This window comes from Bradyrhizobium sp. R2.2-H (genome assembly GCF_004346455.1).
GTDB lineage: Bacteria > Pseudomonadota > Alphaproteobacteria > Rhizobiales > Xanthobacteraceae > Bradyrhizobium > Bradyrhizobium diversitatis.
In genome coordinates this window covers 310,051-335,991 of record NZ_SMBR01000005.1, presented here as the reverse complement: position 1 = coordinate 335,991, position 25,941 = coordinate 310,051, and the positions used below count along the sequence as shown (strand labels likewise).

Sequence of the window (25,941 nt, the reverse complement as noted above, 5' to 3'; positions counted from 1 at the left end):
GGCGTTCACCGACCGCATCACAGCCTGCCATCAGGCCGCCGAGGCTCTAAAGCGGTGTGAATGCCGGCCTGAGCCGCGTGCTATCCAACCGAGCTCTGCATCAGCGAGTGAAACATCAGGTATCGCGGCATGGCGCCGTGGACGAACAGCGATGCACCCGGAACCGCTGCGACGTTGGGGTCGGCAACGTCGAGGAAGCTCGACGACTTGCCGAGGTCCTGCCACCGCGGCAGCGGAATGTGGATCCCCTTGTTGAGGCGGAATTCCTGCACGACCTGGTTCAGCTTCACCGGCCGCTGGTCGTAGGTCAACACTTTCGGGGCGAAAGACCGCAGTCCCTCACTCTTCTCCCTGCTCGTCGAGAAGCGGCCGTCATAGTCCCACACCTCTTTCAGAGCGGGCTTGAGGTCCTTGGCTCGGTTCAGGAACGTGCTCATGTACTGGACGCCGGCGCTGTAGCTCGCCGTGATCACCTCCTTGAGGTCCATATCCTCGCCTTTCCGTCCCGGAAAACGCTGGTCGCGGATATGCCTCAGGATCAACTCGATCAAATCTTTCCACTTGTCGGGAAACACGCCGCACGTTTCCGTCGACGCGAGGCTGAAGATCGGCATGATGAGCACGATCTTCTTGTTCGACGCGGCGAGCTGGGCGCCCTGCTGCTCGCAGTAACGGTAGATGTTGTGCCAGCCGCCGGTCTGGTCCGCGTACTGTCCGTCGTCGTATCCGGCCCGTGGTGTGGGCAGCGGATGGAAGAAGATGAGCGCGCGGGTGAACTCGGTCGTGCCGTCCGGCACCACGGCGCATACGCGCGCCGGCAACCCTCTCGCGTATGCAAACACGAAATTCCTGAACCCGTTGTGCCCGGTCGTCCCCGACCGCAACACCCTGTCGGCCACGACCGTATCCGGAGCGGCGACCTGGAGCCTGTCGTTCGCCGGAAACGCCTTGGCGCTCGGATGATCCTTGAGTTCTCGAATCATGGGGACGCTCTGCGTCTCGAGCGGCCTCTTTGGCTCCCGCTCGACTTCACGCGGCGAGCGGTGCTCCAGCTCGGGAACGTCTTTCACCATGCGTGACCCCTTGTTCGTCGTGGACGGAGGAGGAGCGCGTCAGTGACGGCTGGCTGCGCAGGAAGGCAGAGCGATCAATTCAAGCCGGAGCAATCAACTTAATCGAAGGGCTACAGGGAGTCCAGAAGTCGATGCGGTTGCAAATGGGCGAGAAGCGGACAGCGTCGACACATTCTGACGCGAATGATGGATGTCAGTTGCCCAATTGAGAAAGCCGCAACGATATTCATTCCCAAGTTCATTCCCAAGAACGCGTGGCACGGATTCATTGCTCCCGATAACGAGTTGTTGTTGCTCCGGGTCACGGCGCTTGCCGGTCTGGATGGCTTTCTCCGCAAGACCAAGCATGCAGCGAGGCGCTGTTCCGACCGCGAGCCGCCCGACACTTCGCGCTGCGCGGGCCGGTGGCCGTGACTTCAGTCACAGAGGGAGCGAGGCTTGCGGCCTAGGGTCGAACCACGCTCGCTGGCCTGGCGACATAGACCATACCCGCTCAAGGCTGCATCTTTGGAGGTCTCATGAAGAAGCTCTATTTCGCCGCCACCGCGCTGTTGCTCGCATCCACCGCCGTGGCGCATGCCGGCAACGTGATCACCTTCCAGATCGAAGGACAGAAGATCCAGATCCAGGCGCCGAAGAATTGCAGCTCGCTGAACTGCGTCACGATCGTCGCGCCAGGCCTGTCCAAGAAGCCGATCACGCTGAACAATCTCGATCTCAATGGTTTCGGCTCCGAGGACGATGATGATGACGCGACGTCCGGCGCGACGACGACGGCGCAGGGGGCGCCGGCGCCGACCGCTCAGCAGCCGGCACCGCCGACAGAGGTCCAGCCGACCGCGCCCGCCGCGCCCACGGTCACAGCGCGGGCTGCGCCGGCACCGGCGCCGGTCGCAGCACCCGCTCCCGTTACGGCACCCGCACCGGCCGTCACAACGCCGGCGCCTGCGCCGGTTGCCGCTACCCCTGCTCCTGCTCCGGTCACGCCGATCGGCCTGTGGGCGACCGAAGAGAACAAGGGCAATGTCCGCGTCGAGCCGTGCGGCGCCAATCTCTGCGGTTACGCCGAGAAGACCAATGCGCGCATCCTGATCAACATGAGGCCCGACGGCTCGAAGTGGAGCGGCCGCATCCACGATCCCGACTCCGGCCGCAACTACGATTCCACGATCTCGATGAAGGGTCCGAATGCGATGCGCGTGCAGGGCTGCGCCTTCGGCGGCATGTTCTGCGGCGGCCAGACCTGGAAGCGCGTGAGCTGATATTACCGCCGTCATCCCGGGGCGATGCGAAGCATCGCACCATGGTGCGCAATTGAGCACCTGAGGATCTCGCGCGACGGCTTCACTCTGTCCCCTCACCCTGAGGAGCCTGCGCAGCAGGCGTCTCGAAGGGCGAGGCCCAGATCCCGGCCTGCATGGTTCGAGACGCGCGCAAGGGCGCGCTCCTCACCATGAGGGGATAGAGCGCCCTCTGTTGTTCGCCTCTCCCGTGCGGCACCTATTCATCCACCATTCAGCTGCGCCCGGCTGAAATCCGCGGCTCTCGCCTCGCGTTCTTCACCGGGACCTCCTTGTGACTTCATTGGTGGTATGGCGCCGCTTCGCATTCGCGCTTGCTCTGATGGCCTTGCCGCCGGCAGGCAGCAGCGTAGCTTGTGCGTCCGATACCGTGGAGCTTGCACAGGCACAGCCGATACCCGGCCCCTCCCCGACGCCGTCGGCCTCACCGGCACCCGCTGCAGACGCGCAGCCCGCCGCCGTCGAGCCGATCGGCAACGTCGCGACGGTGACGGGGATCGCGACCGTGATCCGCGACAAGAACTCCTATCCGCTGCGCGTGCGCGACGACATCTATCTCAACGACGTGGTGCAGACCTCGTCGAACTCCTCGCTCGGCATCACCTTCAACGACGCCACCACGTTCAATCTCTCGGCCAGCGCCAAAATCACGATTGACAACTACGTCTACGAGGACGGCGGCAGGCAGAATTCGGCGATCTTCGACGTCGGCAAGGGCACGGTTGCCTTCGTGGCGGCAGCGGTGGCGAAGACCGGCGACATGAAGATCACCACGCCGACGGCAACGCTCGGCATCCGCGGCACCACCGGCGTCGTCGAGGTGCCGGAAGGCGCGGCGGCGAGCAGGGCCAGCAACGTCAACATCAAGCTCTATCCCGACGCCGACGGCCGGGTCGGTCACATCGACGTCGACGACCGCGGCAGCGGCACGCGGCTCGGCGCGCTGACACAGGCGTCCAGCGGCTTTGCGATCCGGCCCGACGCACGCGGCGCCGGCGGCGTCATGCGCTTTGCCGCGGTACCGATCACGATTCCCGCGCAGCAGATCGCGCGCGACCGCGGCTTCGTCAGCCAGGTGCATCTGGCACAAACCACGGGCCGGCAGATCGTCACCGAGCAGCGCGACTTCCGCCGCGCCAATCCGGGCGCGTTCAGCCGCATTCCGCGGCCGGTCCAGCCGCAGCAGCGGCAATTGCGGCCGACGACGGCACCCGGACAACAACCACAGCGCCGGAACGGACAGCCTGGTCAGGATACCCGCCCAGGTCAGCAGAAGGGCACACCAGGCCGCCAAGGCGCCCAGCCGCCGCGGCAGCAAGGACAAGGCGGCGCCATGCAGCCAGGCGCGCCGCGCGCCGGCCAGGGGCATCAGCGACAAGGCGAGCGGGGACGAGCGCCTCAACGTGAAGGCCAGCGACAAGGCACGGGTCGGCCCGTTGCTCCAGGCATCGGACGAAGCATGCAGCCTGGTGGCGAACAGCAGACACAGCCGCAAGCACCGCGCACGGGATTGCAGCCTGGCCAGCCAACTCAACCGCCTGCGGCCCAACAACCAGGCGGCATGCAGCGACAAGGTGGCTTCCAGCGGCGCCTCCCCGGCGCACAACGCCCCGCAGCGCCGCGCAGGCTGGCGCCAGCCCCGAGGGACAGGAGAGAGCGGCGGTGACAGCGTCGCCTCAGCGTGAGGCTCGGCGTCGAGCGAAATCCGCTGCTTCTCCTCGTCATTGCGAGTGCACCAAATTGCAGGCCGATTTGACGGCGTAGCGAGCGCTCACGCCTCGCCGCGCAGCCACGCCTTCACCTTCTGCAGCAAACCGTGGCGCAGCTCATCGACAGAGGCCGCCTCGGCCGGCGTCAGCGTCTGCAAGGCGGCATCGATGTCATCGGCCGCTTCCGCCGGCTCGGGCGGCGGCAGCGACGCTGCCAGCCCTGCCGCCTCGAGCGCGATCGGACCGACCTGGTTGAGAAACGCGCGTTCATATTCGCGCGACAGGCGGGCAATCGCATCGTCCAGCGTCAGCCAGTCGACCGCCTTGATGTCGTTCATCAGCTTGCGGACCGGTCCGCCGTCAGCTTCCATCCGCCAGAAATGCACGACCTTGGAGCGCCCACCGGACTGATAAACGAGGGTGCCCAGAAATTCGTGCACGGCGACGTCGTGACCGGTCTCCTCCAGCACCTCGCGGTGCGCGGCCTCCTTCGGCGTCTCGCCGTCGTCGAGCTTGCCCTTGGGGAGGACCCATTCGTTGCGCTTGCGCTGGCGCACGACCGCGATCAGCGGCGCCGAGCCACGCCGCAGCACAATACCACCCGCGGCCATGACCGGCGCCCGCGCCATCGCTCACACATCCGAAATCGTCGTTCCCGATAGACGATATAGCCAGCGGCGACGGCAGATTGAAGGCTACTTTTTCCTCAAGAGCGCTTGACCCGCGCGAATGCGCGAGCCCTCGCCGATGCCGTCGCAGAAGTTGAAATCGCCAGGCGCCAGGATGATGATGGTCGAGCCGTGCTCGAACCAGCCGAGCTCCTCGCCCTTGGCCACGTTGACGTCACAGGGGAAATTGACCGGCCCCTTCGTCTGCGCGTTCAGCACCATGTCGAGGAAGTGCAACCGGATGCTCGCGACCAGGATCGCCGCAACTGGCACCAGTGTCACCGCTTCGCCGGTGGAGAGGTGGGTGCGGATCACCGCGCGCTCGTTCTTGCAGAACAGACGCTCGACGCGCTTGAGCGCGATCGGGTTGACGTTCCAGACGTCGCCGTGGATCAGCGTGACACGTTCGATATGGGCGTCATAGGGCGCGTGGAAGCGGTGATACATGCTCGACGTCAGCCGCAGCGTGACGAAGGAGCCGTTGCGGTGCTGGTCGACCAGCGCGGAATCGCCGAGCAGGTCGAGCAGCGAATAGGGCGCACCCTTGACCTGGAACAGCTCGGTGTCGGCGATCTTGCCGTGGGCGCCGACGATTCCATCAGAGGGGCTCGCCACCACCGCCGGATCCGGATCAAACGGCCGCAAGCCCGGCTTCAGCTCCCGGGTGAAGCAGTCGTGCAGGCTCTTGAAATGGGTCTTGCGCGCCTCCGACAGATCGAGGTCCGAGAACAGCTTCCACAGCGCGATCGAGAAGTCGCGGACGAGCGGATTCTCGACCTTGGAGAACCAGCCCATGAAGCGGGTCAGGGCCGCGCGGGGGATGCGGTTGGTCAACAGGAAGTTGAGGTCTTCCTGCTGGGTGAAAGAGGCGATGAGGGCTTTGACTGTCATGAATCTGTCAGCTCGCAGGGTTAGCGCTTGTTGTCATGGAAACGACACTCCCGATTCTCTCGATGTCCGTGGCCGCCGCAGCGTCCGCTGCCGCCGCCTTCCCGAAGCTCAAGGCGCGCATCGAACTCTCCCGCGCCAAGCACCGGTCGCTCGCCGGGCACTCCAAGATGTCGCGCCGGGTAGCGCGGCTGCTGCCGTTCTACGAGTACGGAGAGAACGACTATTTCTCCTGCGACGGTGCGCCCGCGAACATCGCCGCGCAACGCAAGGACGGCTTCTTCCGCCTCGCCCGCCTCTACGCCGAGCGCTACCCGAAGGGCCGCGCGATGACGAAGGAGGCGGCGGAGAAGATCTCCGACCTGAACTTCACCGAGAGCTACCGCGTGCCGTTCCAGTTCTCGCGTCTCGTCCGCGAGCACCTGGGCACCTCGACCTTCATGGAGTCCTCGCGCGGCGCCACGGTCACCGACGTCGACGGCAACACCTCTTACGATCTCACCGGCTCGTACGGCGTCAACATCTTCGGCAACGACTTCTACAAGGAATGCATCGAGGGCGCCGAGAAGCGGGCGCATGCGCTCGGACCGGTGCTCGGCCCCTACCACCCCGTGATCCTCGACAACGTGACCCGGCTCTGCCGGATCTCGGGCCTCGACGAAGTCTCGTTCCACATGTCCGGCACCGAAGCCGTGATGCAGGCGGTGCGGCTGGCGCGCTACCACACCAGGCGTACCCATCTCGTCCGTTTCGCCGGCGCCTATCACGGCTGGTGGGGCGACGTGCAGCCCGGCGTCGGCAATCCCATCCCCGCGCACGAGACCTACACCCTCGCCGAGATGTCCGAGAAGACGCTGCACGTGCTGAAGACGCGCAAGGACATCGCCTGCGTGCTGGTCAATCCGCTGCAGGGCCTGCATCCGAACGCCAACGCGCCCGGCGATTCCTCGCTGGTCGATTCCTCCCGCGGCGGCAATTTCGATCGGGCCGCCTACACGGAGTGGCTGAAGAAGCTGCGCGAGGTCTGCACCGAACGCAGCATCGTCCTGATCTTCGACGAGGTCTTCGTCGGCTTCCGTCTCGCCGCCGGCGGCGCCCAGGAATATTTCGGTGTGCGCGCCGACATGGTGACCTACGGCAAGAGCCTCGCCGGCGGCCTGCCGGTCGGCGTGGTCTGCGGCAAGAAGGAATTGATGCGCCGCTTCCGCGACGATCGTCCCGCCGACATCTGCTTCGCCCGCGGCACTTTCAACTCCCACCCCTACGTCATGACGGCGATGGACGAGTTCCTGAGCCGGCTCGCCAGCCCGAACTTCCGCGCGGTCTATGACGGCCTCGAGGAAATCTGGAACGGCCGCGTTCAAAAGCTCAACCGGATGATGGAGAGCGCCGACCTGCCGGTGCGGTTCGCCAACTTCTCCTCGATCTGGACGGTGAAATACACCACGCCGTCCCGCTACAACTGGATGCTGCAATACTACCTGCGTGCCGAGGGCCTGGCGCTGAGCTGGGTCGGCACCGGCCGGCTGATCTTCAGCCTCAACTACACCGACGCCGACTTCACCGAGGTCGCCGAACGCTTCGTCCGCGCCGCGCAGAAGATGAAGGCGGACGGCTTCTGGTGGCACGACGGCGCGCTCACCAACAAGCAGATCAAGCGGCAGATACTGAAAGAGATGCTGGCCAAGCGCTTCGGGCGCTGAGGCTTCGTCACACACATCCCCGAACGCCGCTGCCAATTCCCCCTCGCCCCGCTTGCGGGGAGAGGGTCGGGGTGAGGGGGACTCTCCGCGCATGCGGTTAGAGTTAGTGGACACCCCGCCAGCAGCACCCCCGCGGAGAGCCCCCCTCACCCGAATTTGCGCTCCGCGCAAATTCGACCTCTCCCCGCACGCGGAGAGAGGTGAAGGAAGCATCGCGTTCGCAACCCCCAAGACGTGGATGCCCGGCACGAGGCCGGGCATGACGTAGCCATCAGACATCGGAGCGTGTCGCGTGCGCAGCGCGCTTCAGGCGTGCTGCTCTTCGAGCACGGGCTCATCGATGAAGCCCAGCGTGTGCTCGGGATTGAGGTGCAGGCCGGGATCCATCAGCTCGCCGCGCATCAGCGCCAGCGGCGCTTTGTGATAGAGCATCAGGTCGTGGAACGGATCGGTCAGGATCTTGGTCATCCAGACGAGGCCGGTCTCGACGTCGCGGATGAAGAACAGGTGCACGGTGCGGAACAACAGGCCGCCGCCGCCGACCACGAGCCAGATCTTCGCCACCTGCCGCATGAAGTCAGTCGCGCTCTGCCAGGGCGTGAAGATGCCGAACAGGGTGGGATCGACGACCAGCACCAGCGGCGAAAGCGCCCAGATCGCCATCAGCACCACCTTGCGCTGCAGGTTGTAACCGACCTTGATCTCTTCCTTGTATTCGTGCGTCGCCTGGTTGACGTGATCGTAAGTATGCGGCTCGAAGAAGAAGTGACCGGCCTGGCGCGAGGTCATCGACACCAGCCATCCGACCAGCGCGGACACGACGGGATCGATGAACAGCCAGACATAGGCGAACAGGAAGCTCAGCGCGCTGACGAAGTGCAGGCTCTGGTTGATGCGGCTGTGGTGATAGTAGCGATGGTCGTCCCAGCGCTGGATCCGCAGCTGCTCGAGATAGTTCTTGATCATGCTCTCCCCCAAAATGCTTTCGGGTACGGGATTACAGGGATTCGATGTAGGCCGTGTGACATCATCATTTTGTCATGTGACGATGCGCAGCGGCGCGGTGACGCACGGGTTACTCTCTCCCCTCATCCTGAGGAGCGCGCTCTTGCGCGCGTCTCGAAGGATGAAGGCCGAGGAACTCAAGCCGCCTTGGCGACGTCGACCTTGCGGAAGCGCACCAGCGAGAAATGACCGAGCGGCGGGATCAGGCGGCGCTCGGCGAGCTCGATACCGTTCGCACCGGAGAGCCACTTGGCATAGCGCGACCAGGCGAATTCGGCCGTGCGGAAGCCGAGCGGGCGCACCACCGGCTGCAGCTTCTGCTCGATGAAGCGGCGCATGCCGGTGTCGGCGCTGACGCGGGTGAGGATGATCAGCTCGCCGCCGGGGCGCAGCACGCGGGCGAATTCGTCGAGCGCCTTCTCCGGGTTCGGCACGGCGGTGACGACATATTGAGCCATCACCACGTCGAACGAATTGTCGGGGAATTCGAGCTTCTCGGCGTCCATCACCGCGAGGCCCTCGACGTTCTTCAGCTTCTGCTCCTTCACCCGGCGGCGGGCCTTGTCCAGCATCGCTTCCGAAATGTCGGTGCCGAAGATGCGAACATTGGGGGCATAGAGCGGCAGCGAGATGCCGGTACCGACCCCGACCTCCAGCACGCGGCCGCCGATCTTGTTGGTGGCCGCGATCGCGGCCTGCCGCCCCTTGGCGAACACGCCGCCGAACACGAGGTCGTAGACCGGCGCCCAGCGGTCATAGGCCTGCTCGACCGTGCCACGGGTGAGGTCGAGCTGCTGCGTGCCGTCAAGGTTCATGATCTTAGCCATCGATGTGGTTCTCGCTGTTGTTCGAATTGACGATCAGCTGCGCACCGGCCGCCGCGCCATGATCGGCGAGGCACGCAAGGCGCGGCTGGGCTGAAGAGAGGTGAGATTGCCGACGAACTGGCGCGCGCTGTTCTCCCAGGAGCGCTCCAGCGCGAAATTGCGGCAGGTCTCGCGCGACATCGTGAGCGCGCGCAGGCACGCGGTGCGCAGGTCGTGGTCGATCGCGCCGATCGGGTGATCGGCAATGACGTCCTTCGGTCCCGTGACCGGAAACGCCGCGACCGGCGTGCCGCAGGCGAGCGCCTCCAGCTGCACCACGCCGAACGTGTCGGTCAGGCTCGGAAACACGAAGACGTCGGCAGCGGCGAGATGCGCGGTCAGATCCGCGCCCTTCTTCTCGCCGAGAAAGACCGCGTCCGGGTACTTCTTTTCGAGCGCCGCCTTCTGCGGGCCGTCGCCGACGACGACCTTGGTGCCGGGCAGGTCGAGCGAGAGGAACGCTTCGAGATTCTTCTCCACCGCCACGCGGCCCATCGTCATGAAGATCGGGCGCGGCAGGTCGAGCTCGGCCGGACTATCGGGATGGAACAGTTCGGTGTCGACGCCGCGCGTCCAGAAGCCGAGCCGCTTGAAGCCGCGCTCGGACAGCTCCTGCCGCAGCGAGGGCGTCGCCACCATCGTCATGGCGGCGGCATCGTGGAAGTGGCGCAGCACGGCATAGCCGATTGCGGCCGGGATACCGGTCCGCACCGCGACATATTCCGGAAAGCGCGTCGTGTAGGAGGTGGTGAAGGCAAGCCGGTTGCGGCGGCAATAGGCGCGCGCCGCCCAGCCGATCGGGCCCTCGGTCGCGATGTGCAGCGCGTCCGGCGCCGCCCGCTCGATCCGCCGTGCGATCTCCTTCGCCGAAGGCAGCGCAAAGCGCAGGCCCGGATAGGTCGGCAGCGGCCAGGACGGAAAGCCGTCCGGGGTGAGGAAGTCGATCTCGACGTCGAGGGCCCTGGCCGCATTCGCCAGCGAAGTCAGCGTCCGGACCACGCCGTTGACCTGCGGATGCCAGGCGTCAGTCGCGATTAATACCCGCATGGGGAAATCCCGAGAGTTTGATGATTCTCAGGCATCGACCATCAACGAAGGATATTTCAGGCGTGTGACGTCACAGAAGTGTCGGCGTGCTGTTTTGTTCGTTAACGGGCGCACGGAGCCACGAAACCGTCATGAAACAATCCTTTCCGCGACGAAACCGTTTTCGGTTTTCCGCGCAAATGTCCCGAAACGTTTCGCCGTTAGGACTTGAGGCAACGGAGCACCGAAATGGTGCCGCGGTGATCAGAAACACCGAGCAAACAGGGGCGACCAATGTTCAATCTGGATATGTTCAAGACGTTTTCGCGCGCGGCTGCACTCAGTGCCGTCGCGGTCTCCGCAATCGCGTTCGCTAGCGCAGCCGAGGCCGCGCCGGTGCAGATCTTCCCGTTCTTCCAGCCGCTGCCGCCGATGACCGCGCCGCAGCCGCTGCAGCCCTATCAGCCGTATCAGCCCTATCAGGCGCCGACCTACCAGACCGAGCCCTCCGAGGAACAGGACGCGGTCGAGCTGCCGGCCCGCTTCCGCCGCCAGACCGTTGCTTACGCGACGCGAGAAGCGCCGGGCACGATCATCATCGATACGCCCAACACCTATCTCTATTACGTGCTCGGCAACGGCCAGGCGTTGCGCTACGGCATCGGCGTCGGCCGCGATGGCTTCACCTGGTCCGGCATCCAGTCGGTGAGCCGCAAGGCGGAGTGGCCGGCTTGGACTCCGCCGCCGGAAATGATCGCCCGCCAGCCCTATCTGCCGCGCCACATGGCCGGCGGCCCCGGCAATCCGCTCGGCGCCCGTGCGATGTATCTCGGCGGCACCATTTACCGGATCCACGGCACCAACGCGCCCGAAACCATCGGCAAGCGTGTCTCCTCGGGCTGCATCCGCATGACCAACGAGGACGTCACCCACCTCTATTCCCGCGTGAACGTCGGCACCAAGGTGATCGTGCTGCCGATGACCGAGCGCAGGGCCGAGCTCGGCACGGCAACGCGCTGAACGACCGGACATTGTGACGCAAGCGGCCCCGGAACCCGCCGGGGCCGTCTTTGTTTGCCCTCGACATCCCGACGCGCCTGTTGCGGCGCGATCCCCGATGGAGGCGCAAATGCAACCACGCCTGCAACCTTCGTCAAAAGCGTGGGTGCACGCGATCGGCGCCGGGGCACTGACGCTGCTGTTGTCCGCGCCCTTCTCACTCGCGCAGCAACCCGCGAGTGACGATAAAGGCCAGCAGGCCTTCAACAACTCCTGCCGCACCTGCCACTCCATGAAGGAGGGCGACAATCGGCTCGGTCCCAACCTCAACAAGATCGTCGGACGCAAGGCCGGCTCGCTGCCGAACTACAACTACTCCTCGTCGATGAAGGAAGCGGGCTTCGCCTGGGACCAGGACAAGCTCACCCGCTTCATGGTCAAGCCGGACGAGGTCGTCTCCGGCCACAAGATGCAGCCCTATGGCGGCGTCTCGGCAGAGGAAGCGAGCAAGGTGTTTGCGTATCTGCAGGGAGCTTCGCAGTAACAGGCCCGACAATGCCGGGCCGTTCTCGTTTGGCGCTGGTGCCCGTGGCCATCCTTCGAGACACCCGCCTTCGGCGGTCCCTCAGGATGAGGACTGAGTGCGGGGCAGCTCTGTAGCCGCGGCGGCGATGTCGATTAGCCTCATCCCGAGGAGATCGCGAAGCGGTCGTCTCGAAGGACGAGGCGTTCACGTCGGCGGCGCACTTACCGGCTGACTGCACGCCGCCATTCTGCGATCAATCTCAGCCACGCCGATGCATGAAACGCGCTCATCAAGAGATACATCGGTATCATCCCGCCGAGCACGGAATCGTGCCCGGCTGCGCACAGGATATCTGCCGAGCCATTGTCGAGCATGACCGTCAGCACGGCCATGATCGCGAAGGTCGGCGTGGCCGCCAGAGCGAGCCATCGGGCGAGGTGACCCGCGGTCCCGGCGCCGTCGTGGCCGGCGCCGGGAGCCGCGCTGAGCGGAGCGGTCATTTCCGTTCCCCCGCGGCCTCCTCGCGAAAGGCCTTCTCGCCGGCGTCCGAGATCTCGACCCATTTCTTGTCGGGCTCGGCGCATTCGGTGTAGCTGTCGTGCCAGTTCCACCATTTGTAGGTCGGCGTCTGCGGATAGCCCTCCGGCGAGTCCTCCCACACCTCCTGGCGGCCGAGCGGGGTGATGTCGAGATAGTTCCAGGTGCCGCCCATCTGCTCGTCACCCCGGCTCTTGACGAAATAGGTGCGAAAGATGCGGCTGCCGTCGCGATAGAACACGTTCGTTCCGTGCCACTCGCCGACGCCGAAATCGGCATCGAAGCTGTCGGTGATGGTAACCCAGGGCATGGTCCAACCCATCCGCTTCTTCAGCCGAGCGATGTCGGCCTGCGGCGCGCGCGAGGCGAACACCAGCGTGGTGTCGCGGGCGTTGAGGTGCGCGACATGGGCGACCTGGTCGGCCACCATGGAGCAGCCGCGGCAGGCATGTTCGGGCCAGCCGAACACGCCGGGCTCGAAGAACGCGCGATAGACGATCAGCTGCCGCCGGCCCTGGAACAGGTCGAGCAGACTGAGCTTGCCGCCGGGCCCCTCGAACGCATAGGTTTTGTCGACAGCCATCCACGGCATCCGGCGCCGCTCGGCGGCCAGGGCATCGCGGGCACGGGTATGCGCCTTTTCCTTCACGAGCAGTTGCTGACGGGCTGCCTCCCAGTCCTGCGGCGACACCACCGGCGGTGTCTGCATGGCGGTCTTTCCGTGCGTCGCTGCGTTGTCTGCTGAACTCATCATGGTCCTCCAATTCCCTTGCCTGGGCGAAGCTCCGCCGCACCTTGACGGTCGCGGAACCGATCGTCCCTCGCCGCACATCGTCGGCCGTCAGCGATTTCTGGCACCGGACAGCTGCGCGGTGGGAGTAACAAGTGTGGCGGGATTGACATGGAGTCGCTGATCACCGCCGCGGCGCGCGCGCTCGAAGCCGGCGATCCGCTCGGCGCGCTGAACCGCGTTGCGTTGCGCAACGATGCGCCGTCGCTCGCGCTACGCGGCATCGCGATGGCGCAGCTCGGCGATCTCGCCAAGGCCAAGACGCTGCTGCGAAGCGCCGCGCGCACCTTCGGTCCGCGCGAGGCGGTGGCACGCGCAAGATGCGTGGTGGCCGAAGCCGAGATCGCGCTGGTCTCGCGCGATCTGAGCTGGCCGGTGAAGACCCTCGCGGCGGCACGCGCGACGCTCGAGAACCATGGCGATCTCGCCAATGCCGCCCATGCGGGCCATATCGAGGCGCGCCGTTTCCTACTGGTCGGGCGCCTCGACGAGGCCGAGCGCACGCTGGCTGAAGTCCGTCCCGCGCCGCTCCCGCCCGCCTCCCAAGTCGTCCGCGAGCTCGTGGTCGCCGGCATCGCCATCAGGCGGCTCAGAACGAAAGACGCGCGCACGGCCCTCAGCCGCGCGGCTCACGCAGCGCGGCTGGCCAAAATCCCGGCGCTCCTGGCAGAGGTCGACAGCGTGAGCCTCATGCTCGACACGCCGGCGGCGCGCCTGATCGCGCGCGGCAGCGAACATCCGTTGCTGCTCGGAGAGATCGAACGACTGGCGACCTCGACGGCGCTCGTCGTGGACACCTTCCATCATGTCGTGCGCAGGCAAGGCATCGCGGTGTCGCTCGGAACGCGCCCCGTGCTGTTCGCGCTCGCGCGCCTGCTGGCGCAGGCATGGCCCGCCGATGTCTCGCGAGAGGCGTTGATATCAGGCGCCTTTCACGCAAGGCATGCCGATGAATCGCACCGCGCGCGATTGCGCGTCGAGATCGGACGGCTCCGCACCAAGCTGAAGCCACTGGCCGAAATCAGCGCGACGAAGCCGGGCTTTGTGCTGACGCCGCGGAAGACGCGCGACGTCCTCGTGCTGGCGCGGCCCCTCGAGGAGAAGCACGCGGCCGTGCTGGCCTTTCTCGCCGACGGCGAGCCATGGTCGAGCTCGGCGCTCGCCCTTGCGCTTGGGATCAGTCCGCGCACCGTGCAGCGGGCGCTCGACGAGCTGGCGCGGTCGCACAAGGTGCAGTGCTTCGGACACGGACGGGCACGCCGCTGGATGACGCCGCCTGTTCCGGGTTTCCCGACAGGCTTGTTACTCCCCACTCCGCTCCTGAAGACGTAGGATGCGTGCAAGCATCAGGGAGCGAGCACATGAAACGTTCAACCGCCGAGATCGTCACCGAATATGGGCCCTTTCCAGGCGTGGAAGCCGTGCATGGCGTCAGCTACGACGGCAAGCATGTCTGGTTCGCATCCGGCGACAAGTTGAACGCTGTCGATCCGGCCAGCGGCAAGATCGCGCGCTCCATCGACGTCGCCGCGCATGCGGGAACGGCGTTCGACGGCCGGCACCTGTTCCAGATCGCCGAGGATCGCATCCAGAAAATTGATGCCGCCTCGGGCGAGGTGCTCAGCACCATTCCGGCACCCGGCGGCGGCGGCGATTCCGGCCTTGCCTGGGCCGAGGGCTCGCTCTGGGTCGGACAATATCGCGAGCGCAAGATCCATCAGGTCGATCCCGAAACGGGAAAGGTCCTCCGCACCATCGAGAGCAAGCGCTTCGTGACCGGGGTGACCTGGGTCGACGGCGAACTCTGGCATGGCACCTGGGAAGGCGAGGAGAGCGATGTGCGGCGAATTGACCCTGATACGGGCAAGGTGCTGGAGCAGCTCGACCTGCCCGCCGGAACGGTGGTGTCGGGGTTGGAATCCGACGGCGGCGACCGCTTCTTCTGCGGCGGCGGAGATCGCGGCAATGTGAGGGCGATCCGCCGTCCTCGGCGCGGCTAAAGCATGATCCGGAAAAGTGCGCGGCGGTTTTCCGAGAAGATCATGCTTAAACGACAACCTGGAGCGCGATGCCGATTCATCCCGATCGCATCGCGCTTTAGCCCGCAATGCTTGAACGCTTGGTAACGGCGCGTTCGCTTCCGTTAACCTGTTCGCCCCAATTCCACCCCACCGGTGCGCTCTAGCGCCCTCTTCGCCCGCCCTGTAGAATCCCACCGGGGCTGCTTGGGGGATTGATGCGACCGACGTTGAATCTGAAGACCATCCTGATCGGCCTGGCAGTGCTCGCGGCGTCGTTCTTCATCAGCCTGAAGGCGATGGACTTCCTGTCGCCGCACGCGCCGAACGCGGCGCCGCCGGTCGCACAACTGCCGCCGCTGCCGCCGGCGTCGAAGAGCTCCATCGTCATCGCGCCGGTGGCCATCGCGCTATCTGCGATCCGCGAGCAGGCCGAGAAGGCCGCGCCGCGCAATTTCGCCGGCAAGGCCGACAACCCGATCTCGCAAATCCTGGAGAACGCCGATATCGGCTGGTCCGCGGCACGCGGCCCGATGGCAGCTAGCGGCGACAAGGACGTGCTGACGATCTCGACGCCGCTCAGCGGCAGGCTGAACGTGACGGGGTCGCTGTCGTCGAAGGCCACGGGCGCGCTCGGCGACGCGCTCGGCAGCGTGCTCGGCGGTGACGCGGCCAAACGGATCGGCGCCGTCAACATCAAGAACTTGAACGCCAGCGCCGAGATCAAGGGCAACGTGGTCGTCACCTCGCGCCCGAAACTCGCGGCCGCCTGGCATCTGGAGCCCAATCTCGGCGCCCAGGTCAATCTCGGCGACACCAATCTCGCGGTCGCCGGCGCCAAGGTCAACGTGCCGGCGCAGGTGAAGCCGCTGATCGACAAGACGGTCGGCGAGCAGATCAACGCGGTCGCCGAACGCATCCGCAACGATCCTTCGCTGCGAGAGAACGCCAGGGTGCAATGGGCCAAGGCGTGCCGCTCGATTCCGCTGCAAGGCTCGGGCTCCTCGGCCGCGCTACCGCCGCTCTGGCTCGAGATGAAGCCGGTGCGCGCGATCGCGGCGCAGCCGCGCGTCGATGCGCAGGCCGTGACGCTGCTGCTCGGCCTCGAGGCCGAGACACGCGTGACCTCGGCGGCGACCAAGCCGGAGTGTCCGTTTCCCGACAAGATCTCGATCGTGCCGCCGACCGGCACCGGTGTGAGCATCGGCGTGCCGATCGACGTACCGTTCACCGAGATCAACAAGCTGATCGCAGCGCAGATGGTCGGCCGCACTTATCCCGAGGACGGCTCCGGCCCGGTCGACGTCACCGTCAAGAGTGCCAACGTGACCCCTTCGGGCGACCGGCTGCTGATCTCGCTTCTGGTGCGCGCCAAAGAGAAGAAGAGCTGGTTCGGGCTCGGCGCCGAGGCGACGGTGCACATCTGGGGCCGGCCGATGCTCGACCAGGCGCGGCAGACGCTACGGCTCGCCGACATCGAGCTCGCGGTGGAATCCGAGGCCGCCTTCGGCCTGCTGGGCGCCGCCGCGCGCGCGGTGGTGCCGCAGCTGCAGCAGGCACTGCTGCAGAGGGCAACGCTCGATCTGAAGCCGATCGCCGCGAACGCCCGCGAGAAGATCGCGGCCGCAATCGCCGACTACCAGAAGAGCGAGGACGGCCTCAAGGTCGAGGCCAAGATCGACAGCCTGACTCTCGCCGACATCGCCTTCGATTCCAAGACCCTGCGCGTGGTCGCGGAAGCCGGCGGAACGCTGAATGTGTTCGTGACGAAGCTGTCGGGAATGTAGCACGCCTCCACAGAGCTATCGCATTTGACTTTGTTGCGCGACCTGCGCGCACGCCTCGTCCTTCGAGACGACGCTTACGCGCCTCCTCAGGATGAGGCTATTCGGCCTCAGTGCCCTTTGAACTGCAGCCACGCACTCCGTCCTCATCCTGAGGAGCCCGCCCAAGGCGGGCGTCTCGAAGGATGACCGCAGGAAAGAGCTCTGAAATGCAATAGCCCTGCCACTCACCGGACCCGCACACGTCCTCGTCGCTTGCGCCGCTGGCATTCTCGCTGCACGATGCTAATCTCGCATGGCATTGGACGGGACAACGCGAGGACGACATGGAAGCCGGCATGGTCACACCTGCGCCGGCACTGGTACGCTTTTCCGGCATTCAGAAGACCTATGATGGCGAGCATCTCGTGGTGAAGAACCTCGATCTCGACATCAGGAAGGGCGAGTTCATCACCCTGCTCGGCCCCTCGGGCTCGGGCAAGACGACGACGCTGATGATGCTGGCCGGCTTCGAGGTGCCGACCCATGGCGAGATCTACCTCGCGGACCGCCCGATCAAGAACGTGCCGCCGCACAAGCGCGACATCGGCATGGTGTTCCAGAACTACGCGCTGTTTCCACACCTGACGATCGCGGAAAACATCGCCTTCCCGCTCTCCGTTCGCAAGTCGAGCAAGGCGGACGTTCAGGACCGCGTGAGGGCGGCGCTGCGCATGATCAAGATGGAAACTTTTGCGCACCGGCGGCCCGGGCAGCTGTCCGGCGGTCAGCAGCAGCGTGTGGCGCTGGCCCGCGCGCTGGTTTTCAATCCGCAACTCGTGCTGATGGACGAGCCCCTTGGCGCCCTCGACAAGCGCCTGCGGGAGCAGATGCAGCTGGAGATCAAGCAGCTGCACGAGACCACGGGCATCACGATCGTCTACGTCACCCACGATCAGAGTGAAGCGCTCACCATGTCGGACCGCATCGCCGTGTTCAACGACGGCATCGTGCAGCAGATCGACAGGCCCGATGCGCTGTATGAGCAGCCGGTGAACAGTTTCGTCGCCCACTTCATCGGCGAGAACAACGTGCTCCCCGGCACCGTGGAAACCGTCGAAAGGGACTATTGCCGCGTCGCGCTGGCCGGTGGCGGCACTGTCGCCGCACGGGCGGTCAACGTGTCAGGCGCGGGCGCATCGACCTCCCTGTCGGTGCGGCCGGAGCGTGTCGCGATTGTTCGGGATGGCAGCGCCAGCGAGGGACCGAACCGGCTGCCGGCAAGAGTGCGGAACACCATCTATCTCGGCGACCACGCGCTGGCCGTGCTCGAGGTCGCCGGCAACGGCGAGTTCATGGTCAAGCTTCAACCGGGAGCGCATCACGGCCTCCCACAGGGCGAATGCGTCTTCATCACCTTCCGCCCGGAGGACTGCCTGGCCCTCGATCCCGTCTGATCAGGACCCGCATCGATCAACCTCAACGCAACTCACATGTAGAAGGAAAAAGAATCATGTTGAAGCGCAAGATTGGCAAGATCGCTCTGGGTTTGGTCGCGGCACTGAGTGCCAGTGCTGCGCTGGCCACGGTTGCAGAAGCGCGCGACCTCACCGTCGTGTCGTGGGGCGGCGCGTATCAGGATGCGCAGAAGAAGGTCTATTTCGAGCCGTTCAAGAAAGCTTCCGGGATTCCCATGAACGACGAGTCCTGGGACGGCGGCGTCGGCGTGTTGCGCGCCAAGGTGCAGGGCGGCGCTGCCACCTGGGACGTCGTCCAGGTCGAGAGCGACGAACTGGCGGTCGGCTGCGAGGAAGGCCTGTTCGAGAAGCTGGATTATTCCAAGATCGGCGGCGAGGCCGCCTATATCCCGCCATCGGTCAACCCTTGCGGCGTCGGCGCCATCCTCTACGATTTCGTCCTCGGCTACGACAAGGACAAGCTGAAGCAGGCCCCCGGCGGATGGGCCGACTTCTTCGATACCAAGAAGATTCCGGGCAAGCGCGCCTTGCGTCAGGGCCCGAAGACCACGCTGGAAATCGCCCTCATGGCCGACGGCGTTGCGCCGAAGGACGTCTACAAGGTGCTGGCGACCGACGAAGGCATCGATCGCGCGTTCAAGAAGCTGGACACCATCAAGGGCGACATCGTGTGGTGGAAGGCCGGCGCCCAGCCGCCGCAATTGCTCGCCTCCGGCGAGGTGGCGATGACCTCGGTCTACAATGGCCGCATCGACACCGCGAACAAGAACGAGAAGAAGAATTTCGGCATGGTGTGGGACGGAGCGCTGTTCACCCTCGACAGCTGGGTCATCCTGAAGGGGAGCCCGAACAAGGACGCGGCCTACAAGTTCCTGGACTTCGTCGGCAAGGCGGAGAACCAGTCAAAGCTGTCGGAGAACATTGCTTATGGCACGTCGAACAAGGATGCCGCCGCTCTGCTGGCGCCCGCCGTTCTGAAGGATCTGCCGACTGCGCCTGACAACATCAAGAACGCGGTTGAGATCAACGTTGCCTTCTGGCTCGAGAACATCGACCGCCTGACCGAGCGCTTCAACAAATGGGCGGCGAAATAGCGCGCGGCAGCACTGCCGTGCCAAGAGCATTGGAAGCAGTTTCGTTGCGGCCATCCTTCGAGACGCCCGCTTTAGGCGGGCTCCTCAGGATGAGGATGGAGTTTGGGGCAACGACTCTACGGGCACCGCTGTCGAGGAGCCTCATCCTGAGGAGACCGCGAAGCGGTCGTCTCGAAGGACGAGGCGCTTGCTCAGGCCGCCCTGAAACAAGAGACCATTGGTCAAAGAGGTTCGCGCGATGATAGCGGCGTCCCTGACCGCGACCGAGGTGCCGCTCAAGCGCCGATTGAAGCGCGCCGAGCGGACGCGCCAGGTCAAGGCGTTGGCGCTGGTAGCACCGCTTCTCGTCTTCCTGCTCTTCACCTTCGCCGGGCCCATCGCCGGCATGCTGTGGCGTGCGGTCGACGACCGCGAGGTCCGTCAGGTTCTGCCGAACACCTTGGCTGCGCTCGCCGCGTGGGACGGCAAGGACCTGCCGGACGAAAACGCCTACGCTGCGCTGGCAAGCGACATCCTGGCGGCGCGCGCCTCCGGCACCATCGCCATCGCAGCCAAGCGGCTGAACTACGCGCTGAACGGCTTCCGCACGATCCTGACCAGCACGGCCCGCAATCTGAAGGCGGAGCCGGAGCGAGGGACGGCCAAGGAGACGCTGGGCAGGATCAACCCCGCCTGGCGCGACCGCACCACCTGGACGACGATCAAGGGCGCCGGCGGTCCACTGACCAGCTTCTACCTGCTGGCGGCGCTCGACCTGACGCGGAACGTGGACGGCGCGATCGTCGCAGCCCCGCCGGACCAGGCGATCTATCGCAGCCTGTTTGCCCGCACCTTCATCATCAGCCTCAGCGTCACCGTACTCTGCCTGATCCTCGGCTTCCCGGTCGCTTACCTCCTGGCGACGCTGCCGCCGGCCCGGTCGAATCTGCTGATGATCTTCGTCCTGCTGCCGTTCTGGACGTCCCTTCTGGTCCGCACCTGCGCCTGGATCGTCCTGTTGCAGAGCAAGGGAGTCGTGAACGACAGCCTGCTGTGGCTCGGCATCGTCGACGAGCCGTTGCGCCTGATCTACAACCGCTTCGGCGTCTGCGTGGCCATGACCCACGTTCTGTTGCCGTTCATGATCCTGCCGCTGTACAGCAGCATGAAGGCGATCTCGCCTGCCTACATGCGTGCCGCGGCCTCGCTCGGTGCGCCACCCCTCACCGCCTTCCTGCGCATCTACCTGCCTCAGACCCTGCCCGGCATCGGCGCGGGAAGCCTGCTCGTCTTCATCCTGGCGCTCGGCTACTACATCACGCCGGCGCTCGTCGGCGGTGCCGCCGACCAGATGATCAGCTACTTCATTGCGCTCTACACGACCGAGACGGCCAATTGGGGCCTCGCTTCGGCTTTGGGTGCGGTGCTGCTGCTGGCCACCGTTCTGCTCGCCCTCGTCTACGGCAAGCTGGTGCAGGGACAACAGGTCACGGGAGGCATGAAGAATTGAGCGATAGCCCCTCCCTCCGCACGCCCAGCCAGCGCATCGCGTGGACCGCGACGATCATCGTCTCCACGCTGGTGTTCGTCTTCCTGATCGCGCCGATCCTGGCGTTCATGCCGCTGTCCTTCAGCTCGGGCTCGTACCTCACCTATCCGCTGCCGGGCCTTTCCTTGCGCTGGTACGACGATTTCATCAGTTCGCCGCGCTGGATGAACTCGCTGAAGAACAGCATGATCATCGGCGTCGCCTCAACGGCGCTGTCCATGGTCCTTGGCACGACGGCCGCGCTGGGGCTGGCGCAGTGGAAGAGCCGGTTCAAGCCGCTCGTGCTGGCTTTCGTGCTCTCGCCGGTGGTCGTGCCGGGGGTCATCACCGCGGTCGGCCTGTATTTCTTCTTCGCACCGATCGGGCTGACCGGCAGTTATCTCGGCCTGATCCTGGCCCACACCGCGCTAGCGACGCCCTTCGTGGTGATCACGGTCGGTGCGACGCTGCAAAGCTTCGACACCAATCTGGCACGCGCCGCCGCCTCGCTCGGCGCCTCGCCGCTTCAGGCGTTCCGCCGCGTGATCCTGCCGCTGATCCTGCCGGGCCTGGCGTCGGGTGCGCTGTTCGCCTTCGCGACCAGCTTCGACGAGGTCGTGATCGTGCTGTTCATGGCAGGCCCCGAGCAGCGCACCCTGCCGCGCGAGATGTTCAGCGGCATCCGCGAGAACATCAGCCCGACCATCACGGCAGCCGCGGTGATTCTGACGACGGTCTCGGTCATCCTCCTCGCCACCCTGGAGGGCCTGCGCCGGCGCAACGAACGGCTCAAGGGCACCGGGGCCTGACCGGCGGCGTCGCAATTTCGTGGCGAGCTGCTCGCGATGGCGAAAAGACACGACAGCGCGCCCAGTGAGAACCGGGCGCGCTTCGTTCAGGCAGTTACGCGAGCCGCATTACTCCGAGTACTTGAACTCGGGCATGTTCTTCAGCTCGTCCTTGCTGGCGTTGAACACGGCGTGGTCCGGATACCATTTCGACGTGGACGACGTCGCGGTCGCAGCGGGCCTGTCGGTCGCAGCGCCGGTGGTGGTGGTGGTGGTCGCGCCCGGCTTGGCGCTCGTGCCGGTATAGGCGACGGCCTCGTTGACGAACTTCAGCTTCTCATAGGGCACGGCGACCAGATGCTCGCCCACGCCGAGGAAGCCACCGACGCCGATCACGGCGATCTTGATGTCGCCGTTCTTGTCCATCAGCAGATCATTGATCGTGCCGATGTTCTCGTTGGCTTCGTTGTAGACCTTCAGGCCGTCCATCTTGGACGTACGCCACTGGCCCGTTGCGGTCGTGGAAATCGTCGTGGCGGCCGCGGTCGGCGCCTTGTCGGTGGTGGCGGTCGGCGCTTGCGCGAACGCGGCGGTTGCAAGAAGTGCGGTGCCGGCAAGGCCGGCGGCGATCGATTTCGTCAGCATGTTGTCCTCTCCTTCACAGAAAACTCGTGCTGGGAAAACAGCGCTGATCACTTGCAGTTCCTTGCGCGCTGCAATTTCGTCGCGCAATGCGCGAGCGGCGGAAATCACGGCTTGTGTTCCTGCGTCACTCAGGAACATTTTTGCGATGCACGGTTCCCCGCCGACAATCATGCGCCGGGGGCGACGCTTGACCGCGGCGAGGACCGCGCCGACCTCAACTCGCTCAGGTCAGCTCTTGAAGTCGATCAGGAGCGCGGAGAAATCCGAGCTGCTCGATGAGCTGCCGTTGGCTCCGTAGGACGATGCCGACGATTGCGACTGTTGCAGCGCCTGCAGGAACTGCTGGAGGATCTCGGCCGTGGTCTGGTCCGTCGAGCTGCTGCTCGTCGAGTCCGTCGTCGTCGAATCCGAAGAGTCGTCGCCCGGCGGCGGACCGGGCGGCGGGCCGCCTGCGCCACCGGCGCCACCGGCGCCACCGGCTCCACCCGCGCCGCCCGCGAAGGCGGATTGAAACACGTTTTTCAGCTCCTCGGCCTGGTCGGAGGTCAGCGTCCCATTCGACACTTCGGTCGAGATGAGGTCGTCAATCTTCGACTGCATCTCCTCCTTGGAGGGAGGCGCGCCGCTCGACTGCTCGCTCGATCGGCTCTGCTGGAGCGCCGTGTCGATATCGGTCAGCGCCGTCGAGAGCGCGGTCTGGTCCGACGACGAGATCGTGCCGGTGGAGACTTGCGATTGCAATTCCTGCTGAAGCCGCTGGAGCGGCGATTGATAGCTGCCGGCGGAGGCCGCCGAAATCGAGGTCATGATGGCTCCGTGCTGTTGCGGGGTTTCGTCGCGGACCACGCCACGGTATGGTTAACGGCCTTAACGCAGTCTTGCCGCTCCGCCATCCGTCGATTGCCGCTCGTTGCAGGCAGCCGAACAGAAACAAACCGAAACAAAAATATCCGCCATTTGGCCCGAATCCTGGTCAAATAAATCGCATGGCCATCCCCAATCCCAACATCCTCGTCGTCGAGGACGACCGCGAAACCCGGGCGTTGATCGCGAAATATCTGCGCAGCAACGCCTGCAACGTCACCGCCGTGAGCGATGGCCGCGAGATGTCGCGCGCGATGGCCGACCATCGCGTCGACCTCATCATTCTCGACGTCATGCTGCCCGGCGAAGACGGCCTCAGCCTGTGCCGCAAGGTGCGCGCCGAATCGCAGACGCCGATCATCATGCTGACCGCGCGCGGCGAGGACGTCGATCGCATCGTCGGCCTCGAGATGGGCGCGGACGACTATCTGCCGAAGCCGTTCAACCCGCGCGAGCTGCTCGCACGCATCAACGCGGTGCTGCGCCGCCAGGCCGCGGCGCAGGCGGCGAGCGCGGTCGAAGGCGCGAGCACGCTCGCCTTCGAAGGCTGGCGCATCGATCTGCGCCTGCGCGAATTGCGCAATCCCGAGGGCGCGCGCGTTGCGGTGACCAGCGCCGAGTTCGATCTGCTCAGGACGTTCTGCGAGCGGCCCGGCCGCGTGCTATCGCGCGACAGCCTGCTCGACCTCACGCAGGGGCGCAACGCCGGCTCGTTCGAGCGCTCCATCGACGTGCTGGTCAGCCGCATCCGCCGCAAGATCGAGCCCAATCCGGCCGATCCCACCCTCATCAAGACGGTGCGCTCCGGCGGCTATCTGTTCACGCCGAGGACGGAAGCAGTCGCGACGCCTCTGAGCGGCTGAGCCTGCCTGAGATGAAGCCGCCCGGGTTCTTCCACCTCAACGGCATCGGCGGGCAGATCGCCGCGCTGGTGCTGGCGTCGACTGTCGCACTCCATCTCGTCGTCACCACCGCTTTCCTGATCGGCCGGCCCGACCGCCAGGAGACGCCGCCGGACGGCGCCCATCAACTGACCGATGCCGCACAGCTGCTCGCCGCGGCCGAGGCGAGCGAGCGGCCGCGCCTCGTCGCCGATCTGGCGCGCGCCTTTCCCAGGCTCGGCATCGAAATGCTGGCACCCGGCACCGCGGCCGTCGAGACGAGCGACGGTCCGCACCTGCGCGAGATGCGCCGCCACCTCCCCCCGGGCTTCAAGGCGGTGCAGCTCGCCCCGGACGGGAATGCGCGCCGCGTCGGCATCGAATTTCCCGACGGCACGGTGATCGCAGCCCGTGGCGATGGCGGCCCGCGGCCGATGTTCTGGGGCGCGCCCTGGCTGATGGCGCTGATGACCGCCTTCATCTGTGTCACCGTGCTTGGCCTGTGGGCGGCGCGTACGCTGACGAGGCCGCTGTCGTCCTTCGCCAAGGCCGCCGAGAATTTCAGTCTCGACCGCACCTCCGAGCCGCTGCCCGAGCGCGGCCCGGAAGAGATCCGCCAGGTCGCGCGCGCGCTCAACCGCATGCAGGAGCGGATCGCGCGGCTGATGGCGGATCGCACGCGGATGCTGGCCGCGATCAGCCACGATCTGCGCACGCCGATCACGCGGCTGCGCCTGCGTGCCGAGTTCATCGAGGACGAGGGCAACCGCAGGCGCATGCTGATCGATCTCGACCAGATGCGCTCGATGCTGGAATCGGTGCTGTCGCTGCTGCGCAACGATCGCAAGATCGAGGCCTTGACGCTGGTCGACATCGCCAGCACGCTCCAGCTCATCGCCGACCAGTTCGGCGACATGGGTCATGTCGTGCGATACGACGGGCCGGCCTCCGCGACCGCCGCCGCGCGGCCCGACGATCTGCATCGCGGCGTCACCAACCTCGTCGAGAACGCGGTGCGCTTCGGCGCCGAGGTGACGATCCGCCTCGTCGTCTCGGGCACGACGCTCGTCATCGACGTCGAGGACGACGGCCCCGGCATTTCGGATGCGCGCAAGCAGGAGATGCTGGAGCCGTTCGTGCGCGGCGACGACGCGCGCACCATGGACGAGTCCACCGGCTTCGGGCTCGGCCTCTCGATCGCGCGCGCGATCGCGATCACCCATGGCGGCGAGCTGTCGCTGCACGACCGCGAGCCGCATGGCCTGATCGTGCGGATGCGATTGCCGATCTGGCAGGAGCCGCGGCTCGCGGCTTGACGCACCTCACGCCGCGAGCGGCGGGTGCTCGACAGCCTCATGCGGGAAGATTGCCACCGCCTCGAAGCGATAATTGCAGGCGCGGCAGGTCCAGAGGTAGGAGACGCGCCCCTCGCCCGGCTCGATCCAATCGGGCTGGGCGATCGGCGTGCCGCACTGGGCGCAAGGGTTGTGTCTGGGGATATCGCCGGTGTGTGCACTGACGAGGCTGGCTTTTGTCATGGCACCTCTCCCGATTTGCAGCGCTTGCGTGCTCGCTTTCGCGAGCCGGCACGAATAGACAGGCGTGCTGTCGCGCGCGGGGGTCATCCGCCCCGGAAGCCCAACTACGCCAGCTTTGAGTCGTAACGGCGGCACGGCACCGCAAAAACGTCAGCGGCGTCGTTTGGTCACATCATCGCCGTGTTCGCGGGCCTAAAGCATGATCCGGAAAAGTGCATCGCGGTTTTCCGAGCAGATCATGCTCAAACGATAAGGCAGCCGGACCCAGGCAAGT

25 protein-coding genes are annotated in these 25,941 nt (G+C 65.7%); 14 read left to right on the top strand and 11 right to left on the bottom strand.

Annotated elements, in window-relative coordinates:
* Positions 1-80: 80 nt before the first annotated feature.
* On the bottom strand, positions 81-983 hold the full coding sequence (locus tag EDE08_RS15725) for a hypothetical protein (RefSeq protein ID WP_131869706.1): 903 nt from the start codon (positions 981-983) through the stop codon (positions 81-83).
* A gap of 608 nt (positions 984-1,591) precedes the next feature.
* Here EDE08_RS15725 and EDE08_RS15720 point away from each other — a divergent pair.
* Entirely contained in the window at positions 1,592-2,335 is a 744-nt protein-coding gene (locus tag EDE08_RS15720) for a DUF2147 domain-containing protein (protein WP_131869705.1), read from the top strand.
* Between the two features lie 322 nt (positions 2,336-2,657).
* Complete coding sequence (locus EDE08_RS15715) at positions 2,658-4,040, top strand: FecR domain-containing protein (RefSeq protein WP_165935974.1); 1,383 nt, start codon at positions 2,658-2,660, stop codon at positions 4,038-4,040.
* A gap of 105 nt (positions 4,041-4,145) precedes the next feature.
* Here the strand turns inward: EDE08_RS15715 and EDE08_RS15710 are convergent, their stop codons facing one another.
* The gene (locus EDE08_RS15710) at positions 4,146-4,712 is read right to left on the bottom strand and encodes an NUDIX hydrolase (RefSeq protein WP_131869703.1); all 567 of its coding nucleotides are present in this window, start codon (positions 4,710-4,712) and stop codon (positions 4,146-4,148) included.
* Between the two features lie 66 nt (positions 4,713-4,778).
* Positions 4,779-5,642, bottom strand: a complete 864-nt coding sequence (asd, locus tag EDE08_RS15705; protein ID WP_131869702.1) for an archaetidylserine decarboxylase — start codon at positions 5,640-5,642, stop codon at positions 4,779-4,781.
* A gap of 35 nt (positions 5,643-5,677) precedes the next feature.
* Between asd and EDE08_RS15700 the strand changes: the two genes are divergently transcribed.
* On the top strand, positions 5,678-7,342 hold the full coding sequence (locus tag EDE08_RS15700) for an aminotransferase class III-fold pyridoxal phosphate-dependent enzyme (RefSeq protein WP_131869701.1): 1,665 nt from the start codon (positions 5,678-5,680) through the stop codon (positions 7,340-7,342).
* A 306-nt stretch (positions 7,343-7,648) separates the two neighbouring features.
* Here the strand turns inward: EDE08_RS15700 and EDE08_RS15695 are convergent, their stop codons facing one another.
* The 3 genes from EDE08_RS15695 to EDE08_RS15685 all read right to left on the bottom strand — a co-directional run bounded on the left by EDE08_RS15695 (position 7,649) and on the right by EDE08_RS15685 (position 10,260).
* The gene (locus tag EDE08_RS15695) at positions 7,649-8,308 is read right to left on the bottom strand and encodes a hypothetical protein (RefSeq protein WP_061877543.1); all 660 of its coding nucleotides are present in this window, start codon (positions 8,306-8,308) and stop codon (positions 7,649-7,651) included.
* Between the two features lie 176 nt (positions 8,309-8,484).
* The gene (locus EDE08_RS15690) at positions 8,485-9,174 is read right to left on the bottom strand and encodes a class I SAM-dependent methyltransferase (protein ID WP_061877542.1); all 690 of its coding nucleotides are present in this window, start codon (positions 9,172-9,174) and stop codon (positions 8,485-8,487) included.
* Positions 9,175-9,207: 33 nt separating this feature from the next.
* Entirely contained in the window at positions 9,208-10,260 is a 1,053-nt protein-coding gene (locus tag EDE08_RS15685) for a glycosyltransferase family 4 protein (RefSeq protein WP_131869700.1), read from the bottom strand.
* A 273-nt stretch (positions 10,261-10,533) separates the two neighbouring features.
* Here EDE08_RS15685 and EDE08_RS15680 point away from each other — a divergent pair, with 273 nt between their 5' ends.
* Entirely contained in the window at positions 10,534-11,259 is a 726-nt protein-coding gene (locus EDE08_RS15680; RefSeq protein ID WP_131869699.1) for a L,D-transpeptidase, read from the top strand.
* Between the two features lie 97 nt (positions 11,260-11,356).
* Entirely contained in the window at positions 11,357-11,782 is a 426-nt protein-coding gene (locus EDE08_RS15675; RefSeq protein WP_131869698.1) for a c-type cytochrome, read from the top strand.
* A 203-nt stretch (positions 11,783-11,985) separates the two neighbouring features.
* Here EDE08_RS15675 and EDE08_RS15670 read toward each other — a convergent pair whose 3' ends face one another.
* Together EDE08_RS15670 and EDE08_RS15665 are read right to left on the bottom strand one after the other, a co-directional pair.
* Entirely contained in the window at positions 11,986-12,264 is a 279-nt protein-coding gene (locus EDE08_RS15670; protein ID WP_131869697.1) for a hypothetical protein, read from the bottom strand.
* A complete protein-coding gene (locus EDE08_RS15665) occupies positions 12,261-13,055 on the bottom strand; it encodes a DUF899 domain-containing protein (RefSeq protein ID WP_131869696.1) in 795 nt (264 codons plus the stop codon). The genes EDE08_RS15670 and EDE08_RS15665 overlap by 4 nt, the downstream gene beginning before the upstream one ends.
* A gap of 147 nt (positions 13,056-13,202) precedes the next feature.
* Between EDE08_RS15665 and EDE08_RS15660 the strand changes: the two genes are divergently transcribed.
* The 7 genes from EDE08_RS15660 (at position 13,203) to EDE08_RS15630 (ending at position 21,760) form a co-directional block, all read left to right on the top strand.
* Positions 13,203-14,423, top strand: coding sequence for a helix-turn-helix domain-containing protein (locus EDE08_RS15660; protein WP_131869695.1), 1,221 nt, complete (start codon positions 13,203-13,205; stop codon positions 14,421-14,423).
* 29 nt (positions 14,424-14,452) lie between these two features.
* Positions 14,453-15,091, top strand: a complete 639-nt coding sequence (locus EDE08_RS15655; RefSeq protein ID WP_131869694.1) for a Vgb family protein — start codon at positions 14,453-14,455, stop codon at positions 15,089-15,091.
* Between the two features lie 236 nt (positions 15,092-15,327).
* A complete protein-coding gene (locus tag EDE08_RS15650) occupies positions 15,328-16,896 on the top strand; it encodes a DUF4403 family protein (protein ID WP_131869693.1) in 1,569 nt (522 codons plus the stop codon).
* Positions 16,897-17,219: 323 nt separating this feature from the next.
* Entirely contained in the window at positions 17,220-18,329 is a 1,110-nt protein-coding gene (locus tag EDE08_RS15645; protein WP_131869692.1) for an ABC transporter ATP-binding protein, read from the top strand.
* 56 nt (positions 18,330-18,385) lie between these two features.
* Positions 18,386-19,444, top strand: coding sequence for an ABC transporter substrate-binding protein (locus tag EDE08_RS15640; RefSeq protein WP_131869691.1), 1,059 nt, complete (start codon positions 18,386-18,388; stop codon positions 19,442-19,444).
* A gap of 238 nt (positions 19,445-19,682) precedes the next feature.
* Positions 19,683-20,933: an ABC transporter permease gene (locus EDE08_RS15635; RefSeq protein ID WP_131869690.1), complete on the top strand. Its 1,251-nt coding sequence runs from the start codon at positions 19,683-19,685 to the stop codon at positions 20,931-20,933.
* Entirely contained in the window at positions 20,930-21,760 is an 831-nt protein-coding gene (locus tag EDE08_RS15630; protein WP_165935942.1) for an ABC transporter permease, read from the top strand. The genes EDE08_RS15635 and EDE08_RS15630 overlap by 4 nt, the downstream gene beginning before the upstream one ends.
* A 108-nt stretch (positions 21,761-21,868) precedes the next feature.
* Here EDE08_RS15630 and EDE08_RS15625 read toward each other — a convergent pair whose 3' ends face one another.
* Positions 21,869-22,384, bottom strand: coding sequence for a PRC-barrel domain-containing protein (locus EDE08_RS15625; RefSeq protein ID WP_131869689.1), 516 nt, complete (start codon positions 22,382-22,384; stop codon positions 21,869-21,871).
* A 228-nt stretch (positions 22,385-22,612) separates the two neighbouring features.
* Complete coding sequence (locus tag EDE08_RS15620) at positions 22,613-23,191, bottom strand: hypothetical protein (protein ID WP_131869688.1); 579 nt, start codon at positions 23,189-23,191, stop codon at positions 22,613-22,615.
* Positions 23,192-23,370: 179 nt separating this feature from the next.
* On the opposite strand from EDE08_RS15620, the gene EDE08_RS15615 reads away from it, so the two are divergent.
* Both EDE08_RS15615 and EDE08_RS15610 read left to right on the top strand, forming a co-directional pair.
* Positions 23,371-24,111 (top strand): response regulator, encoded by a 741-nt coding sequence (locus tag EDE08_RS15615; protein ID WP_061877526.1) that lies wholly within the window; start codon positions 23,371-23,373, stop codon positions 24,109-24,111.
* Between the two features lie 11 nt (positions 24,112-24,122).
* Positions 24,123-25,445, top strand: coding sequence for an ATP-binding protein (locus tag EDE08_RS15610; protein ID WP_131869687.1), 1,323 nt, complete (start codon positions 24,123-24,125; stop codon positions 25,443-25,445).
* Between the two features lie 6 nt (positions 25,446-25,451).
* Here the strand turns inward: EDE08_RS15610 and EDE08_RS15605 are convergent, their stop codons facing one another.
* Positions 25,452-25,667 (bottom strand): hypothetical protein, encoded by a 216-nt coding sequence (locus tag EDE08_RS15605; RefSeq protein ID WP_028178064.1) that lies wholly within the window; start codon positions 25,665-25,667, stop codon positions 25,452-25,454.
* Positions 25,668-25,941 lie beyond the last annotated feature (274 nt).